We start from the raw sequence: 16460 nt of genomic DNA, 5'->3' as shown, positions 1-16460 counted from the left end.
CACTCGGCCAGTGAAATCCACGTCAGTCGGCGACAGGTCAATGCGTCACTTCCTGTGGGTGGCACTATCCGGCCCGGTCGCCGCAGTGGCCCTCCAGAACGGGGGCGGGGCGCCGTGATGACGGCGGTCAGGAGATTGTGCACGGCGCTCGAAATTCAGGTGGCCGCGCAGACGGCCTCGACGAAGTGGCCCACCTGTTCTTCCGGCAGGCGGCGTGCGAGGTCCGCCTCGCTGATCATGCCTACTAGGCGGTGGTTCTCGATGACCGGCAGTCGCCGGATCCTGTGCTCCTGCATGACCTGGAGGACACGGCCGCTGTCGGTGTCCGCGTCGATCGTGACCGGCTTGCCCTGTTCGAGCTGGCCTGCGGTCATGGTCCGGGGGTCCTTCCCCTTGGCGAGACACTTCACGACGATGTCACGGTCGGTAATGATCCCGTGGAGACGGTCGTCCTCCCCGCAGATCGGCAGGGCCCCCACGTCCAGCTCTTTCATCCTGCGCGCTGCGTCCTCCAGAGTCTCGTTCTCCCGGATGCAGGTGGCGCCGGTGTGCATGATGTCCCGCGCAGTGGTCATGACTGCTTCCTTCTGATTGGGGCCTATGGCCGGTGTGGGTTGTCAACCTTCCCGTTCCCTGTAGCGTCGGCGGCGAGGCGGCTTGTGACGTCGACGCCCTCGCACAGCCTTACAGCGATGGGAAAGAGGCTGCGGTGCGGCACAAAGCCGGTGAGCGTCCCCCGGCCGTCGGTGACCTGGACTGTGATCGAGGCGGGGTCAAGGCCGAGGGGCCGGGTCACGACCTCGGTCGTGATCTCTTCGCAGATTGTGGTGTCTTGTCGCAGGAAGACGTGGATGAGGTCGGCGCGGCTGATGATGCCCACCAGCCTGTCGGCGCCGTCCACGACGGGTGTCGTTTGACGTCGTGGCGGGGCCATGGCGCGAGCCGCCTCCACCACCGACCACTGGGGGCGTGCCGTGATGACCGGGCTGGTCATCGGTCCCTCTGCGGTCAACGCGTGTGCCTCGGCGTTTTCCGTCGGCGGCGGGTGCTCGTCGGCCAGATGTCCACTCGGATCGGACTGGCTCTGCTGGGTCCGCAGCAGGTCTGCCTCCGACACGATGCCGATGGGGTGGTTCTGGTCGTCGACGACCGGGACCGCTGTGATGTCGTGCTCCGCGGGCTGCACGGCGATGTCCTTGAATCCCGTGGCAGGCCGAACGCGTACCACGGCCGTGGTCATCAGATCTGAGACCCTCCGGTGCAGCATGTCCCTGCTCTCTCGTGCTAAGCCGCTACAGCGTCTCGTCCTGGACACGTCAGTCCGGACAGATGCTCCGCTGCACACTTGCGGCGCAGGTGATGGCCGCTGTCTCGTGCCGCAGGTCAGGCGGCCGGCTGAAGGAGCAAAGCGCGGATGTCGTGGGGGAGTTGTTCCAGCGCTGCTTCCAGGTGCCCGGGCGAGACGTGCTCGCGTACGACGGTGGTGACCGCGGCGGCGATCCGGGGGACATCCTCGGCGGTGACCTTGGCTTCCTGGACGAAGCGGTCTATGTACCCCTGGCGGTCGTACTTGACCGGTACGACACTGGGGTCCCAGCCGTCGTAGTAGGCGCCACGCACCAGTTCGGGCAGTTGCGCGGCGAAGTTGGCGGTCACGTCGACGGTGAGTCTGTCACGGAACGTGTGCAGCCAGGTGCGCAGGATCCGGTGGGCGAGGTGGCGGTCCTCCGTGTCCAGGGCTTCCGACACCGCCTTGAGCCAGATGTTCGCGCTGTGGATCGAGTGCTCGAAGTCAGGTGGGTGCGTGGGGGGCATGGATCTTCCCTTCCGGTCTGTCCGCGGGAAGGACGTGCTTCGCCAGGTGCCGAGAGGCCTCATCCACACCTACGAGGCTGGCTTTGTTCAGAAGCGGCAGGGTTTGCAGCACAGGCTCGGGGGCGTCCGCCGGGCACAAACGGCGCCGCTGTGGCTTCTCTCTTTTCCTGCCCAGGGCTCCATGCTAGGGCGGGTGGAGCCGGTTGGCAGCCGCACCGAGACTCGGCACCGTGAGGCCATGCGCTTAGGGTCCGCAGGGGTCTTCCAGTTGGGGAGGTGCGCCCATGTGACGGCTGCCCGACCCCTGGTCTTATGTCTGTCCGTATCGGCTGGGTGATTCCGTAAAGGTGATGCAAACCGCCGTTTTCGTGCTGGCCGAGGAGCAGAACCTGGTCATGCACGTCTTCGGCGTGACGGCAGCGGGCGCCATGCCGGCGATCTGCGAGGGGCGTGACATCGGCACCCGGATCACCGCTGCCTGACGTCCGGCGCAGCCCGGTCGGCTCCACTCGGAGCGAGCTTCCCGGCTCGTTGCTGTACGGACGCTTCGGGATGTCCTGCTCACAGCAAGGAAGTTGATCAGCCAGGGACGGGCACACTGGCCGTGCGTGCAGGCCCGATGAGCGCAGGTGTGGACAGTGGTACATACGGCGCAAGGACGCTGCCATGAAGCGATCGGCACCACAGCAGGCTCCCGAGATCCAGGTGGAGACACAGGGGGAGATGCCGCCAGGAGTCATCGAGTACGCACAGGAGAAGGTAAGGGCGCTCACCAGCCGGACGCGGGAGCCGGTTCCGTTCGCCCGCGTCAAACTGACCCACATGGCCAACCCCGCCATCGAGCGGCCGGCGATCGCCCAGGCCAATCTGGACGTCAATGGGCGTCCGGCTCGTGCGCACGTGGCCGCCGCGACTGTGACCGAGGCCGTCGACCTGCTGCAGGACCGGCTCGTCGCACGGCTGGAACGCCTCGAACAGCACTGGGAGGCCCGGCGCGGCAAGACGCCCGTGCCGGGCCTGCATGAGTGGCGTCACGGCAGCGAGCCCACCCACCGCCTCGACTACTTCCCGCGCCCGGCCGAGGAGCGGCAGGTCGTGCGGCACAAGTCCTACTCGCTGGCCTGGGAGTCGCCCGACGAGGCGGCCTTCGAGCTGGAGACGATGGACTACGACTTCCACCTCTTCACCGACATCGGCACCGGAGAGGACAGCGTGCTGTACCGGTCGGGCCCGACGGGCTACCGCCTCGCCCAGGTGCGCCCACACCCCGAGCTGGTCGGCCCTGCGGCCGTGCCGCTGACCTTGAGCGAGCTTCCTGCTCCCCGGATGAAGGTGGCCGAGGCGAAGGAGCAGGATGCCCCCGGGAGGTGGCACGCGCAGAAGGGCCGTTCGGGTACCTCCGGCGGGCTGTCGGGCTCGTCGGTGCCAGCCGCCCGCGGCTCCTGCGGTGGGCAAGCGCGGCTCGTCGGGCGGGCGCATCCTGGAGTTGGAAGAGCCGCGGCGCGCCAACCGGAACGTGTCTTGGTACGGCGGCATCCCGGGCGTGGTGGCGCGTGGCGCCGGCAGCCCACTCGGGAGTGATCATGAGACTTTCCTTCCTGGAGCCTCTCTACAAGCAGCCCGGTCCATTCGCGTCCGTCTATCTGGACACGTCCCGTGACGTCGCCATCGAGGATCCCGAGGCCGCCGTACAACTGCGCTGGCGGCATCTTCGGGACGCACTGATGTCCGAGGGAGCGGACCGGGACTCCATCACCGCGGTGGCGGGCACCGTGGGCAGCGACACGGACGTTCCCGGCACGCACGGTCAGGCCGTCTTCACCGCCCACGGACACCTGGCCCTGTTGGACGAGTTGCCCGTACCGCCCGCACGGGACACCGCGCACTTCGGAACGCTGCCGGACACGATGCCGCTGATCGTGCAGCACGCGCCCGGTATCCCGTACCTGGCGGTGCAGGTGCATTATGGCGGCCGTCACTCGACGGACGCCACCGGCACCGTACGGATCGAGGCCGAGGCGGGCACATGGCCGCTGACCAAGGTCACATCGGGCCACCGGATGGACGAGGAGATCCCGGTCGCCGACTGGACCCGCGCCGCCGGAGAGGTCGGCCGGGAGCTGGAAGGTCACGCACGGCGTATCGACGTCGAGACGGTGGTCGTCGCGGGAGACGTCTGGGCCCGCGGCATCCTCATCCGCCGACTACCGGCCTCCCTGCGCGGGCGGGTCACCACTGTGGCGGGCGCCGGCGAGTCCGAGCCCGGGCGGGCACTGCTGGAGCAGCGGCTCGAAAGCCTCTTCACGGGGCGCATGGCCGCGCACGACCGGATGCTGCTGGACGCCTTCCTCGCCGAGCGCGCCCGCGACGGAGCGTTCGCGGAAGGCCTTGCCCCCGCCGTATCGGCGCTGCAACGCGGCAGGGTCAAAGCCCTCTTCCTCAACGACCACCCTGGGTCGCCGTTCCGCCTGTGGGTCGGCCCGGAGCCCGGCCAACTCGCCCTCACCGAACGGGAACTGCAGTCCTACGGCATACGGGAGGTCAGCGAGGAACGGGCCGACACGGCCCTGGCCCGTGCCCTCGTCGGCACGAGGGCCGAACTGGTCGTGGTGCCCGAGCAGGAGCTGAGGCTGAGCGAGGACGTGGGCGTGCTGCTGCGCTACGCCGACCCCGGATCCGGCGGTTGAGCAGGCTTCCGGTAAGCGGCTCGACGCCGTACTCCGGTCCGGTGCTCAAGGTCGTGCCCACAGCTGGTCGTGCCGAGGAACGGGGGTGCCGCCGCCGGCCCGCACGGCTTCCACTACAGCTTGGTGCAGGTCTCGGCTGCCCTGCTGAGAAGGACAGGACACCGGGCTTCCGGTCAGCGTGAACCACTGGGAGGTGCCGCTGTACTGGACCTTGACAACGGCCTGCTTGCCGTCCCAAGTGGTGTGCACGGTCAGGTCCCCGGTGATGATCCCGGCCTCGTCGGTACGGACGCCTCCCTGCCCCGTGAACACGCCCGTCGTCGTCCATGATGTCTGGTTCATGGCGCCTTCAGCCTTCCTTCGTGAATGCAGGGACCCCTTTTTCCGACAGCTCCCGCTTCTGGGTGCTCCAGCGCCGCCACCCGGGCTCAGACCGGGACGGAGCTGCTGCTTCCCACCGGTTCCCTGCGTGTTCGAAGTTCCGGCGCAGACGCCGCGCCCCTTCCGGCTTCGCCTTCGACAAACCGGGTCAGTGCGCGGACGCTTTCGAGGAACTGGGCCGGGAAGACGATGGTCGAGTTCTTCTCCGCGGCGATTTCGGCGAGGATCTGCAGGTTGCGCAGTTGCAGGGCGATCGGGTGGTCGCTAATGACGTCGGCGGCCTCGGCGAGGCGGTTGGCGCTCAGGGCCTCCCCCTCGGCAGCGATGATCTTGGCACGCTTCTCGCGCTCGGCCTCGGCCTGGCGGGCCATGGCCCGCTGCATGCCGGCCGGCAGCTCGATGTCCTTGAGCTCCACCAGCAGCACATACACCCCCCACTGCTGGGTCAGCCCGTCCAGGATGTCCTTGATCTGGATATTGAGGGTCTCGGTATCGGTGAGGACCTGGTCCAGCAGGGAGCGGCCCACGACGTTACGGACGGTGGTCTGGGCGATCTGGCTGACCGCGGACGACACGTCCTCGATCTCCACGATCGACTTCACCGGGTCGACACGGCGGAAGTAGGCGACCGCGGCCACACCGATGGAGACGTTGTCGCGGGTGATGACCTGCTGGGACGGGATCGGCATGGTGACCGTCCGCAGGGTGACCTTCCACATCCGGTCCGCCAACGGGATCATGAACCTGATGCCCGGGTCCCGGACATTGCGCAGTTTTCCGAAGCGGAACACGACACCGCGCTGGTACTGCCGGACGATCGCGACTCCGAGGTTCGCCACGGAACCCACCTCCTTGAGGCTCTGGTCTTCATAGTGACCTGGGCGCCTGCGGAAGGGCCCGTGCCATCCGACCCGCCGGCGGGGGCCGATCGGCCCCGGCGTACCTGATGGCGAACGGGCGACAGCTCAGGTGGGTAGGGCCGAGCTTCAGCGCCCGGTGCGGAGCACCGGTGCGCCGAGCTGCCGGGCAGCGGCGTGCCAGGCCTGGGTCAGCGCGCTGTGCGTCATGGCGAGAGCCTGGGCCTGGGTCTGTTCGCTGTCCAAGCGCAGTGGTGCGCCGACGTACACGTGGAGTCGAGGACGGCGCAGCGGAGCGGTGAGCAACCGGGCCACCTGTTCGAAGGGGCTGCCGGACGCCAGTGCGCGGGCTCCGGCCTGGCCTACGGGCACGATCTGGGCGCCCGTGGCGTGCGCGAGGTGGAAGAGGCCGGAGTGGAAGGGCCGGGGCGGAGCCTCGCGGACACCCTTGCGATGAGGCAGCCCGCCTTCCGGGTAGAGCAGGACGGACCGGCCCGCGGCCAGTGCGGCTTGCGCTTCTTGCAGTGCTCGGGCGGCTCGCGGGTCGCCCCGGTGAACCGGGATGTGCCCCTCTCTCGTGAGGACACGGCCGAGCAAGGGGACGCGCCACAGCCCTGCGGCTGCCAGCACGACGGGCTCGGTGCCGAGGCGGCGCAGCGCGGTGAGGACGATCGCAGGGTCACTGAGCGACGTGTGGTTGGCGATGATGATGCTGCCCGCAATCGGTCCGGAACCGGCATCCGTGGTGACGTCCAGGCGGCCGAAGACCGGCACTACGGCGTCTGCGAGGCGACTGAGCACAACGGCACCCCCAGGGTGGCGACAACCGATGGCTGCCCTTGTCGTTGCCGCGGGGGCGAGCACTCCGTGATCACCTTATGCCGCGCGTGTCGCTCCGGTCGGCTGTCCCGGCCGGCTGCCGCCCAACGCGGGGACTCCATTCGGTGCCGGCCGTCCGCGCGGCCGTACTCGCTGTGCTCCTCTGGCCCCGCGTGGGCCGCCGAGGGAGGAACGAGAGGGGCGAAACGGGTGAGTGGGGAGGGCCACAGCGGCCTTCACCGGTGTGCGGCGGGAAAGCTGGGGCAGTGGCGGAAGGAACCAGGAGGCGGGCGGTGAGCGACGAGGCGGCATCCGCCGGACGGATCGTGGTCGGGGCCGACGGGTCGGAACAATCGAAGGCAGCCCTGCGGTGGGCGGTCGCTCAGACCGAGCTCACCAAAGGCGCGGTCGAGGCGGTCTTCGCCTGGCAGAACCCGTACGACTGGTACGGATGGAGCCCTCCCGAGGAGGAGCCCTTCGACTTCGAGGAGCAGGCCCGCACCAGCCTCGCCAGGGCGATCGTCGATGCCATCGGCCTCGGCCGGCCGGAGCGTGTCACGCCGCGCGTCATCGAAGGAAACCCCGCGCGTCTTCTGCCGGACGCCGCCCAAGGGGCGGATCTGCTGGTCGTGGGCAACCAGGGGCACGGCGGGTTCACCGAAGCCCTGCTGGGATCGGTCGGCCGGCACTGTGTCCAGCACGCACCGTGTCCCGTCGTTGTCATCCGCGGCGCCAAGATCCGGTGAACCGGTCTGCGGCCCGGACCTCTACGTCGAGCAACAGCAGCTCGCCGTGCACCCGGTCACCCCGACCGCATATTGCCCGGCGGGTTCCCCAGCTCGGCGAGACGGGGGCCCGCCCGGCCCACCAGCAGCTCAGGGACACGCGCGGTGGGGTGGGATGAACGTCGAAGCCGGTGGGGCCGCAGTGGTGGAACTCGACCCGGAGGAGCGCCTGGACCTGCTGCTGCGGGATCTGCGCAGCACGCGGAAGGGGCTGTCCTCGCGCGAGGCGGCTCGGCGACTGGTCCGCTACGGGCCGAACGAGCTGCGGCGGCGCGGCGGCAGGCGCTGGCCGGGTGAGTTGGCCCGGCAGGTCGCCCACCCGCTGGCGCTCCTGTTGTGGGCGGCCGCGCTGCTGGCGTGGTGGGCAGGGATCGCGGCGGTGGCGGTCGCCATCGTGGTGGTGATCGTGGTGAACGCGGCGTTCGCCTTCGTGCAGGAGATGCAGGCCGAACGGGCCGTGGAGACGCTGGCCGCCTACCTGCCGGCGCATACGACCGTGGTTCGCGACGGGCACGTCCAGCAGGTCGAGGCGGTCACCCTGGTGCCCGGCGATGTGCTGGTGATCGAGGAGGGGGACCGTATCTCGGCCGACGCACGGCTGATCGAGGGCGGGATCGAGGTCGACCTGTCGCCGCTGACCGGTGAGGCGATGCCCGCCTACCGTGCGGCCGACCGCGTCGACGTCCATGTCCCGCTGTTGTCGGCCCGCGATCTGGTCTTCAGCGGCACCACGTGCACGGAGGGCGAGGCCAGAGCCGTGGTCTTCGCGACCGGCATGCACACCGAACTCGGGCGTATCGCAGCGCTCTCCGAGCGTGTCGAACGGGAGATCAGCCCGCTGGAGGCGCAGGTCCGGCGGGTGGCGTGGCTGATCGCGGTGATCGCGGTGGTCATGGGGGTGGCGTTCCTGCCCCTGGCCATGTTCGCGGCGAAGCTGCCGTTCCACGACGCGGTCGTCTTCGCCGTCGGCCTGCTGGTCGGCAACGTGCCCGAGGGACTGCTACCGGTGATCACGCTGGCTCTGGCGCTGGGCGTGCGGGAACTGGTGCGGCGCGGGGCGGTCGTCAAACGCCTCAGCGCGGTGGAGACGCTCGGTTCCACGGACGTGATCTGCACCGACAAGACCGGCACCCTCACTGAGAACCGTATGCAGGTCACCGCTGTGTGGACCGCCGCGGGTCAGCAGGGGCTCGCCGACACCGCCGCCACCGGGGGACCGCTTGACGACGAGGCGTTGCGTGCTCTCGCGACGGTGGTGGCGTGGTGCAACAACGCACAGCTGGATACCCCCGGCGGCCCGGTGGGTGATCCCACCGAACTGGCCCTGCTGACAGCGGCCGCGCATCTGGGATGCGGTGTCGGCACCGACGAGCGGGATGCCGGGCGCCGCCGCCAGTTCCACTTCGACCCCGTACGCAAACTGATGTCGACGATCGACCAGCGCGACGACGACGGACTCTGGATCGACGTCAAGGGAGCCCCCGAGGCGGTCCTGCCGCTGTGCGCCACCATCCGACAGGCCGACGGCACGGTCGGCCCGCTCACCGAGCAACGACGCCGTACGATCGCCGGACAGGTGGACGCATTCGCCCGCCAGGGGCTCCGTGTCCTGGCCGCGGCCGAGCGGCACCTGGCTGTCGGCGCCGGGCTGCCGGAACGCCGCGAGGAGGCCGAAGCCCGGCTGGTGTTCCTGGGGCTGGTGGCGATGGCTGATCCGCCCCGCCCCGAGGTGGCCGACGCGGTCGCCCGCTGCCACAGTGCCGGTATCCGGATCATCGTGGTCTCCGGCGATCACGCCCTGACCGCGACCGCGATCGCCGGCCAGGTCGGCATCGGCGGGCCGCAACCGAAAGTGGTCACCGGCGACGTACTCGACCACATGCCCGAACACGAACTCGACCAGCTGCTGCGCCACCACCGGGAGCTCATCTTCGCCCGCACCTCCCCAGAGGCAAAGCTGCGGATCGCCGACGCGCTGCGCGCAGAACACCACGTCGTGGCCATGACCGGCGATGGCGTCAACGACGCCCCCGCTCTGCGGCGGGCCGACATCGGGGTCGCCATGGGCCGTTCCGGTACCGACGTGGCCCGCGAGGCGGCCACCATGGTGCTCACCGACGACAACTTCGCCACCATCGTCGCCGCCGTGCACGCGGGCCGCCGCGTCTACGACAACATCCGCAAGTTCGTCTGCTACATCTTCGCCCACAGCACCCCGGAGGTCGCCCCGTTCCTGGTCTACGCCCTGACCGGCGGGGCCGTCCCGTTGCCGCTGACTGTGCTGCAACTTCTCGTCTTCGACGTCGGCACCGAGACCCTCCCCGCTCTCGCCCTGGGCCGGGAGAAGGCCGAACCGGGACTGATGGACCGCCCGCCCCGCCCCCGCTCCGAAGGCGTCATCCGCGGTTCCATGCTGGTGCGCGCCTGGCTGTTCCTCGGCGTCCTCTGCGCCGCCCTGCAACTGACCGGCTTCTTCGCCGTGCTCTGGCACGCCGGCTGGTACCCCGGCGCCTCCACCGGCCCCGGCAGCCCGCTGCACCACGCCTACCAACAGGCGACCACGATGACCTTCCTCGGCATGATCGCCGGTCAGATCGGCACTGCGTTCGCCGCCCGCACCGAGCGTGCCTCGCTGCGCTCCATCGGCGTGTTCACCAACCCCCTGCTGCTGTGGGGCATCGCCTTCGAACTCGCCCTCGCCGCCGTCTTCATCTACACCCCGCCCCTGCAGACCCTCCTGGGCACCGCCGCCCTCACCCCACGCATGCTCGCCCTCGTCGTCCCCTTCCCCTTCATCGTCTGGGGCGCCGACGAACTACGGCGCTGGCTGCTGCGGCGCCGACGGGCCGTCCCGGCGAGGTAGCGGTCGGCAGGCGGCCAACGAAAACGCCGTGGCCCGGCCTGTCTGCCGGTATTCCTCCACAGGGAAGGGCGCGACCCCGGTGTGCATACGGGCGGTGTACAGCAGGCCGTCGAGGTGGTCGATTTCGTGAGGGACCAAGCGGGCAAGGCCGCGTTCGGACACGGTGGTAGCGGTCTCACCGGCCAGGGAGGTGGCCTCCACCGTGATCTTCAGCGGGTGGGGGAAAAGGCTGCGGCCGTCCAAGAAGCTGAGGCAGCCTTCGCACTGCTCGTCCGTCTCCTCGGATCGGCCGGTGATGCGGGAGACGTCGGACGGTGGTGCGGACGGTCAGCCGCATGATCCAGGTGCCGGGGAGTGGCAGCCGCAGGGTGTCGGTGCCCCAGTAGCCGCCCCGGTCGGTCAGCTTGGCGTCGATGGGGGCCGATGTTCCGGGCGGGCAGGGTGAAGATGAGGCGGAGTTCTGGCACGATGCCGGCGGCGCCGTCGGCGCCGTAGACCACGGCGGTCACCGAGTTCACACCCGTCCTGCTGGGGGCATCTCCATCTCGACCTTTCCGCGGTCGCCCTGGGGCCCATGCCGAAGGGCACCGTCGCCGCGGCGCCGAGTTGGAGCGACGCTGGGGCTGCGGATTAGGCAGCGGCCCGGCTCGGCTGGGTGCTGGTGAGGACGATTGTGATCGCCATGACGGCGACGGCCACCTCGCCCAGGAGCGTGCGGCCCAGGCCCCGGCGGCAGGCCGCTTGATCGTGAACGGGATCGTCCACCGCACCCGATTCCGGTCCGCGGGACGACTTCGCCCGCGCCGGTCGCGTCTCGATGGAGTCGGCTTCGCCCGCATCGAGCCGGCGCGCGCCCACCGGCTGTAGCTCCCGCGCGTCGGTGGCCTCAGCGGGACGCTCGGCTGCCGGGGCCCACCGCGCCGTCCACCGACGGGACAGGTTCGCGACCGACAGCAGCACCACGGCGGCCAGCTTGACGACCATGACCCGGCCGTACGACGTGCTGGGGAGTTCCTGCCAGGAGCCGATCCCTCGCCACACCTGGTAGGCCCCTGTGACTGCCAGCACCGCCACGGACGTCAGAGCGAGCCGGGAGAAGCGGGCTGTCCGGGCCGCCGTGAGGTCCTGGGGTGCGCAGTGGAGAAGGATGAGCAGGACTGCGAGTCCGCCCAGCCGCACCGACATCGCCAGTAGGTGCAGCACGATGGAGACCGTCGCCACGGGAACTTGGATTCCGGCGGCGGTGTGTCCGGTAGCAGCCAAGGTCAGCGCCAGAGCCACGGCGAACACGACACCGCCCACCGTCCGCGCCCTACCTCGCAGCGGTGGGCGAATGCACAATGCGGCCGCCGCCAGCAGGACCAGCCGACTCTAGCGCCACGCCCGTATGGCCGTTGATCGCTTCCGGGAGCGAGGACACCTCCAGCCCGCTGCCGCGTTCGTAGGGGCCGCCCAGCAGCAAGGCCGGCGTGGAGACCGTCAGGGCCCACCACCCCGCAGCCAGTGGCCGTTTTAGTGCCCTTGTACGCTCGCCGAAGGCGGCCAGGCCGACGATCATTGCCAGCCCGACGTAGGCCAGGCCGCGCACGAGGTTGTAGAGGGTGGTGGTCAGCGGGTCTCCGGTGGGGGCGGAGACCGGGGCCGTCGTTGCGGAGGGCTTGCCGACGGAGAACATCATGACGCCGGAGACGGGATGGCTGTCCGCGGAGATCACCCGTGTTCCTTTCCTCCCGCTACATCAAGCCGGGCCCCGTCAACGAGCAGCCCTACAACCACTACTCGTGGCTGCGCAGCATGGAGGACCTGTTCGGCGTCCGCAGAGGCGGCACCGACGGTCACGGCCACCTGGGTTGTGCGGCTGCCGACGGCCTGTGCCCGTTCGGCGCGGACGTCTATAACAACCCCTCCGGCAAGGCCCTGCCTCCGGCGCCCTCGGGCAGCATCGTCTATCCGGCCGTGGCCTGCATCGACGACCCCGAGCACCCCGTCATCAAGACGCCCTGACCCGGACGTCTGACCAGAACGGGGAAGCCTGTCGCTGATGACCGCTGCGCGGACTGCGGCACCCCGCCGGGCCGGCATCCGCCGGCCCGGCGCGTGGCGCACCAACCCCCAGACCACCCTGGCCACACTCGCCTGCACCGCTCTCGCGCTGGCCGGCCTGGCCGGATGCGGTGGGCACTGCACGCTGAAGGCAACCGGCTCACCTGGCGCCACGACGGCAAGACCATCGCAGTCTGGGACTTCAACATCGAACTCGACTGACGCGTGAACCAGCGCACGCCGGTCCCAACCGGTGCGTCGCCGGGGAGGGGCCGCCCGACCTCCACCCGTGCGGGCTGGACCGCACCATCAAGGGCGCCTACAGCGTCGCTGGCGCGATGGGCTTAGCCCACCCTTGACGGCTCGCGCCAGGCCCATTCTGCGCCTGGCCGACTGCATTGCGCCGGCCTTCCCTCTCCCGGCTGTCTCGGTGGCCCCCGGTGCCGGAGTGCGGCGGTGGACGTCGGCCTGGCTTGGCACGGACTTCGGCGGGCGGGCCGTCCCGGGGCACAGCCCTGGCCTCTCCGCACATATCTGACGCCCGGTCGGGGGACAGAGCATCACCCGTGGGCGGGACCGATGCGGTCCGGTTCCGTGTGACGAGGCGACAGTGCAGGACGATGTCGAGGTCACCGCTGTCCGGCCTGAGGCGAGGTTCCTGAATGACGCAGGCGCGCACCTGGCTGTCCCGGCTCACGTACACCAGCGCACCAGGTGCGGCGCTGTGGATCCGCTTCTACGTGGGCGCGATCTTCCTTTCCGAGGGCATCTTGAAGTTCGTGCGCACCGCCTCGCTGGGCACCGGCCGGTTCGACAAGGTCGGCATTCCGGCGCCGGCCTTCTTCGCCACGCTCGACGGAGTCTTCGAGATCGGCTGCGGCCTCCTGATCCTGGCAGGGCTGCTCACCCGGTTGGCCGCAGTGCCCATGGTGATCGACATGATCTGTGCCCTGGCGATCACGAAACTGCCGCTCCTGTGGGGACACGTAGCCCTGTTCAAAGGAGAGACAGGCTGGTGGGATTTCGCCCACGAGTCCCGCGTAGAGGTCGCCCAACTGTGTGGCAGCGTTTTCCTGCTCATCGTGGGCGCCGGCCGTTACTCCCTCGACGCCAGCCTGCAGCACCGCCTGACGGCCGAGGCCACGCCTCACTGACCGACCCTACCGTCGAGGAGTGCGACGCCGTGCGTTTCCCCGACGGCGAGCTGCGGCCCGTTGTCGGCCATGCGAGAGGCGGCCCCCTGCTAGCCCTTGAGGACACCCAGCGGCACCAAGCGCGCTACAAGGCGGCCCAGGTCGTTGTGTTCGCTTGCGCGGACGACGGCGTCGACGTCCTTGTACGCCTCGGGCGCTGCCTCGATCACGCTGCGCCAGGAGGCGGGGCGCACCGCGACCCCCGCACCGGCCAGCTCGTGGCGCAGCTGCCGGGCTGACGTCTCGCGGTGGGCGTGGTGCCGGCTCCAGACGCGGCCCGCGCCGTGGCAGCAGGAGTCGAACGCCCGGTTGCCGGTGCTGCGGGTCATGACATACGAGGCGGTGCCCATCGTGCCGGGGACGAACACCGGCTGACCGAAGCGGCGCAGGGCGTCCGGCAGGTCGGCGTGGCCCAGCGGCAGGACTCGGGTGGCGCCTTTGCGGTGGACGCACAGCAGCGCCCGGGCGCCGTCATGGGGGTGGGTTTCCAGCTTGGCCAGGTTGTGCGAGACGTCGTAGAGCAGATCCAGGCCCGAGCCGGTCAGCTGCAGGAATGCGCGGCGGGCGGCGTCGGCGAGCAGCTGGCGGTTGGCGCGGGCGTAGTTCGCGGCGGCGGCCATCGCGCCCAGGTAGGCGCGGCCTTCGGCCGAGTCGACAGGTGTGCAGGCCAGTTGCGGGTCGGGTACGTCGATGCCGTAGCGCCGCATCACGGCGTCCATGGCCCGCACGTGGTCGGAGCAGATCTGGTGGCCAGGCCGCGTGAGCCGCAGTGGATCATGACGCACACCAGGCCGGGGCGCAGGCCGAACGCCCGCGCGCATGTCTCGTCGTAGACGGTGTCGACCGCCTGGATCTCCAGGAAGTGGTTGGCCGAGCCCAGGCTGCCGACCTGCCCGGCGCCGCGGTCCAGCGCGCGTTCGCCGACCTGGGTGTGATCGGCGTCTCCGACGGCTCCGCAGTCCTCGCACCGCTCCAGGTCGCGCGGCACCCCGTGGCCCTGCTCGACCGCGTACCGGGCTCCGCCGCGCAGGATCTCGTGCAACTGTGCCCGGCCCGTCAGGTGCCACAGTCCGCCGCGCCGGAGCCCGCGTGGGATCAGTCCGTCCAGCCGGTCCATCAGCGCGGGCAGCCTGTGCAGCAGGGCGGTGCGGTCGACGTGCGCGGTGAGCAGGCGTACCCCGCAGGAGATGTCGAAGCCCACCCCGCCCGGCGAGATGACGCCGCCGCCCGCGACTTTGGTGGCGGCCACGCCGCCGATGGGGAAGCCGTAGCCCCAGTGGATGTCGGGCACGGCGTACGAGGCGCGGACGATGCCGGGAGCGTGGCCACATGGACCACCTGCTGAAGGGCCTGGTCGCCGGGCTCGTCCGGCAGCAGCTCCCGTGAGGCGAGGACGACTCCGGTACGCGCATGGCGCCGGTCTGTTCGACGCGGAACCGCCAGGGTCCGTCTGTCACGAGCCGGATGTCCATGTCGGTTCGGCCTCCTCGGCGAGGTGTTCGGGCGCGGGACGCCGGGGCGGGCGACACACATCGAGCGTCACTCGGCATGCCCACCCGTGCGCGTCCTGGGCCAGTCGCAGGCCGTGCAGAGCGACGGCCTTGGGTACGGCCCGGTCTGCGTGGCCGTCGAGCTGTCGGTCACCGTGAATTGCACGCGTATGCCACCCGGCTCCGGCGTCACCGTGACGTCCACAGGGAGTTCGTCCGCCGCGTCCATGCGGTAGATGGCTTCCTCAAGCACGGCGACCATGAGCCGGCCGTCGTCCTCGGCCGCCACCACACACTCCCGCGCCGCGCAGGATGCATCTGCGGGCAGTTCCGCGAAGCTGCCGACCATGCCCCGTACCGCCTCGGCGATGCACTCCTCGCGTGTCGGTGCCCAAGCCTCGACACGCAGATCACCGGTGTGCGGAACACTCCGATGACCGCGCAGCGAATGCCCCGGCCCGGTGGTCATGGTCATCCGGAGATCCGGCCGGTCGGGCGGACACAAGTCCCGGCACGGCGGATCATGGTTGGCGTGTTCCTGTCGCATGGTGCAGGGAGTGTGCGGCAGCCTATTCGGCTGGTCACCCCACGCGGTCGTGCGGGTGTGGATCGAGGGTCAGCAGTCCGCACCCGTCGATCGTGCCCCTGTGGGAGCGGTGGTTCAGCCCTCGATCTCGATGTGATGGGGCTCGGCCGTCTGAGCCTGGGCACGGCGACGGTGAGGATGCCGTCGGCAAGGGTGGCGTGCACATCCTCGGCCTTCACCTCGGTGGGCAGCAGCGCCCGGTACTCGAATCTCCCGGTGCGGCGCAGGACGCCTTCGCGTTCCTTCGGCTCCCCGGTGATGTGCAGTTCCCGTCCGCTGACCTCGACGTTGATGTCCTCGCGCATGATGCCGGGCAGTTCACACTCGATCTGGTAGGCCTCGTCTGTCTCGCTAAGGTCGGCCAACGGTGCCCAGGCTATGGGCTCCGTCCAGGACGGAGCGGCGGACTCCAGGAACCGGTTCATCCGCTCGAAGAATTCGGCGAACTCGGCCGTCTATCGGCGGGTAGGCTCGCTCCGGCATGCTGCCGTGCCGGTGTCGTGCGGGCAGAGTCATGAGGCTCACCTCCGCGGATGTGAACTCGAAAAGCCATGTGCCTCTCTGGCTCTCCATCATGAGCGGCGGCTGCCCGGTCTGCGACTCGCGCCGGCACGGGACGGATGCTGTGGGAGGGCGTGCTTCGACGGTCGAGGATCAGTGCGGCGACGCCGGGGGCGATCAGGGTCGGCAGAGCGGTGCCACTGCCAGGACCCTCGTGCTCAGGGGCACGGTCTCGTCGCTGTCCGACGTGCTCCTGGAGTTTCAGCAGCCACTCGCCCAGAAACACCATCAGGACAATGGACGGGAGGAGCAACGGGAGCGACACCCAGGCGCGGCCTGGGCCGGAGTTCGGATGTGGCCCCGCACTGCGGGACAAGGCTGATGAACGTCAGTTAGTCTACGAGTCAAGGCGATGTCTCCGCCACGACGCGAGAGTTTGC

Annotated in this window: 18 protein-coding genes and 1 pseudogene; 7 read left to right on the top strand and 12 right to left on the bottom strand. The window is 69.8% G+C overall.

What is annotated here, in order from left to right:
- Positions 1 to 155: 155 nt before the first annotated feature.
- The 3 genes from M878_RS50925 to M878_RS50915 form a co-directional block, all read right to left on the bottom strand.
- Positions 156 to 575, bottom strand: a complete 420-nt coding sequence (locus tag M878_RS50925) for a CBS domain-containing protein (protein ID WP_023544093.1) — start codon at positions 573 to 575, stop codon at positions 156 to 158.
- 23 nt (positions 576 to 598) lie between these two features.
- A complete protein-coding gene (locus tag M878_RS50920) occupies positions 599 to 1315 on the bottom strand; it encodes a CBS domain-containing protein (RefSeq protein WP_245237968.1) in 717 nt (238 codons plus the stop codon).
- Between the two features lie 68 nt (positions 1316 to 1383).
- A complete protein-coding gene (locus M878_RS50915; RefSeq protein WP_023544091.1) occupies positions 1384 to 1815 on the bottom strand; it encodes a DUF2267 domain-containing protein in 432 nt (143 codons plus the stop codon).
- A gap of 350 nt (positions 1816 to 2165) precedes the next feature.
- Here M878_RS50915 and M878_RS000000100945 point away from each other — a divergent pair, with 350 nt between their 5' ends.
- The 3 genes from M878_RS000000100945 to M878_RS50905 all read left to right on the top strand — a co-directional run bounded on the left by M878_RS000000100945 (position 2166) and on the right by M878_RS50905 (position 4502).
- Positions 2166 to 2297, top strand: coding sequence for a hypothetical protein (locus M878_RS000000100945; RefSeq protein WP_023544089.1), 132 nt, complete (start codon positions 2166 to 2168; stop codon positions 2295 to 2297).
- Between the two features lie 184 nt (positions 2298 to 2481).
- Positions 2482 to 3396, top strand: coding sequence for a sigma 54 modulation/S30EA ribosomal C-terminal domain-containing protein (locus M878_RS46405; protein WP_023544088.1), 915 nt, complete (start codon positions 2482 to 2484; stop codon positions 3394 to 3396).
- A gap of 2 nt (positions 3397 to 3398) precedes the next feature.
- Positions 3399 to 4502, top strand: a complete 1104-nt coding sequence (locus M878_RS50905; RefSeq protein ID WP_023544087.1) for a baeRF2 domain-containing protein — start codon at positions 3399 to 3401, stop codon at positions 4500 to 4502.
- 45 nt (positions 4503 to 4547) lie between these two features.
- Here M878_RS50905 and M878_RS50900 read toward each other — a convergent pair whose 3' ends face one another.
- The 3 genes from M878_RS50900 to M878_RS50890 form a co-directional block, all read right to left on the bottom strand.
- Positions 4548 to 4844, bottom strand: coding sequence for a hypothetical protein (locus M878_RS50900; RefSeq protein ID WP_023544086.1), 297 nt, complete (start codon positions 4842 to 4844; stop codon positions 4548 to 4550).
- Positions 4845 to 4930: 86 nt separating this feature from the next.
- On the bottom strand, positions 4931 to 5722 hold the full coding sequence (locus tag M878_RS50895) for a slipin family protein (protein ID WP_023544085.1): 792 nt from the start codon (positions 5720 to 5722) through the stop codon (positions 4931 to 4933).
- A 147-nt stretch (positions 5723 to 5869) separates the two neighbouring features.
- Positions 5870 to 6541, bottom strand: a complete 672-nt coding sequence (locus tag M878_RS50890; protein WP_031223496.1) for a lysophospholipid acyltransferase family protein — start codon at positions 6539 to 6541, stop codon at positions 5870 to 5872.
- A 311-nt stretch (positions 6542 to 6852) separates the two neighbouring features.
- Between M878_RS50890 and M878_RS50885 the strand changes: the two genes are divergently transcribed.
- Positions 6853 to 7305 carry a universal stress protein gene (locus tag M878_RS50885; RefSeq protein WP_023544083.1) on the top strand — a complete coding sequence of 151 codons (453 nt, stop codon included), beginning with the start codon at positions 6853 to 6855 and terminating at the stop codon, positions 7303 to 7305.
- A 154-nt stretch (positions 7306 to 7459) separates the two neighbouring features.
- Positions 7460 to 10207 carry a cation-translocating P-type ATPase gene (locus M878_RS50880; protein WP_023544082.1) on the top strand — a complete coding sequence of 916 codons (2748 nt, stop codon included), beginning with the start codon at positions 7460 to 7462 and terminating at the stop codon, positions 10205 to 10207.
- On the opposite strand, the gene M878_RS46400 is transcribed toward M878_RS50880, so the two are convergent.
- From M878_RS46400 to M878_RS91930, 3 genes are all read right to left on the bottom strand, one after another.
- Entirely contained in the window at positions 10160 to 10504 is a 345-nt protein-coding gene (locus tag M878_RS46400) for a peptide deformylase (RefSeq protein ID WP_078630136.1), read from the bottom strand. The genes M878_RS50880 and M878_RS46400 overlap by 48 nt on opposite strands.
- Before the next feature lie 333 nt (positions 10505 to 10837).
- Positions 10838 to 11509 (bottom strand): copper resistance D family protein, encoded by a 672-nt coding sequence (locus tag M878_RS91935; RefSeq protein ID WP_023544081.1) that lies wholly within the window; start codon positions 11507 to 11509, stop codon positions 10838 to 10840.
- A 10-nt stretch (positions 11510 to 11519) separates the two neighbouring features.
- Entirely contained in the window at positions 11520 to 11921 is a 402-nt protein-coding gene (locus M878_RS91930) for a hypothetical protein (protein ID WP_023544080.1), read from the bottom strand.
- A gap of 2 nt (positions 11922 to 11923) precedes the next feature.
- Here M878_RS91930 and M878_RS50870 point away from each other — a divergent pair, with 2 nt between their 5' ends.
- On the top strand, positions 11924 to 12211 hold the full coding sequence (locus tag M878_RS50870) for a hypothetical protein (RefSeq protein ID WP_023544079.1): 288 nt from the start codon (positions 11924 to 11926) through the stop codon (positions 12209 to 12211).
- Between the two features lie 701 nt (positions 12212 to 12912).
- Positions 12913 to 13404, top strand: a complete 492-nt coding sequence (locus M878_RS50865; RefSeq protein ID WP_023544077.1) for a DoxX family protein — start codon at positions 12913 to 12915, stop codon at positions 13402 to 13404.
- Positions 13405 to 13493: 89 nt separating this feature from the next.
- Here the strand turns inward: M878_RS50865 and M878_RS50860 are convergent.
- From M878_RS50860 to M878_RS93165, 3 genes and pseudogenes are all read right to left on the bottom strand, one after another.
- A pseudogene (locus tag M878_RS50860) lies at positions 13494 to 14734 on the bottom strand (RtcB family protein).
- A 248-nt stretch (positions 14735 to 14982) separates the two neighbouring features.
- Positions 14983 to 15408: an archease gene (locus tag M878_RS93170; RefSeq protein WP_209445474.1), complete on the bottom strand. Its 426-nt coding sequence runs from the start codon at positions 15406 to 15408 to the stop codon at positions 14983 to 14985.
- On the bottom strand, positions 15405 to 15824 hold the full coding sequence (locus M878_RS93165) for an Hsp20/alpha crystallin family protein (RefSeq protein ID WP_245238348.1): 420 nt from the start codon (positions 15822 to 15824) through the stop codon (positions 15405 to 15407). The genes M878_RS93170 and M878_RS93165 overlap by 4 nt, the downstream gene beginning before the upstream one ends.
- Positions 15825 to 16460 lie beyond the last annotated feature (636 nt).

It is taken from the genome of Streptomyces roseochromogenus subsp. oscitans DS 12.976, from assembly GCF_000497445.1.
In the GTDB taxonomy this organism is placed as follows: domain Bacteria; phylum Actinomycetota; class Actinomycetes; order Streptomycetales; family Streptomycetaceae; genus Streptomyces; species Streptomyces oscitans.
This window is presented reverse-complemented; position numbering and strand designations above follow the sequence as displayed.

Bases quoted from the DNA above. Each gene is read 5' to 3' on its own strand.
- M878_RS50925 (WP_023544093.1), bottom strand. From the start codon at position 575: ATGACCACTGCGCGGGACATCATGCACACCGGCGCCACCTGCATCCGG.
- M878_RS50915 (WP_023544091.1), bottom strand. From the start codon at position 1,815: ATGCCCCCCACGCACCCACCTGACTTCGAGCACTCGATCCACAGCGCG.
- M878_RS000000100945 (WP_023544089.1), top strand. From the start codon at position 2,166: ATGCAAACCGCCGTTTTCGTGCTGGCCGAGGAGCAGAACCTGGTCATG.
- M878_RS46405 (WP_023544088.1), top strand. From the start codon at position 2,482: ATGAAGCGATCGGCACCACAGCAGGCTCCCGAGATCCAGGTGGAGACA.
- M878_RS50905 (WP_023544087.1), top strand. From the start codon at position 3,399: ATGAGACTTTCCTTCCTGGAGCCTCTCTACAAGCAGCCCGGTCCATTC.
- M878_RS50900 (WP_023544086.1), bottom strand. From the start codon at position 4,844: ATGAACCAGACATCATGGACGACGACGGGCGTGTTCACGGGGCAGGGA.
- M878_RS50880 (WP_023544082.1), top strand. From the start codon at position 7,460: ATGAACGTCGAAGCCGGTGGGGCCGCAGTGGTGGAACTCGACCCGGAG.
- M878_RS50865 (WP_023544077.1), top strand. From the start codon at position 12,913: ATGACGCAGGCGCGCACCTGGCTGTCCCGGCTCACGTACACCAGCGCA.
- M878_RS93170 (WP_209445474.1), bottom strand. From the start codon at position 15,408: ATGACCATGACCACCGGGCCGGGGCATTCGCTGCGCGGTCATCGGAGT.
- M878_RS93165 (WP_245238348.1), bottom strand. From the start codon at position 15,824: ATGCGCGAGGACATCAACGTCGAGGTCAGCGGACGGGAACTGCACATC.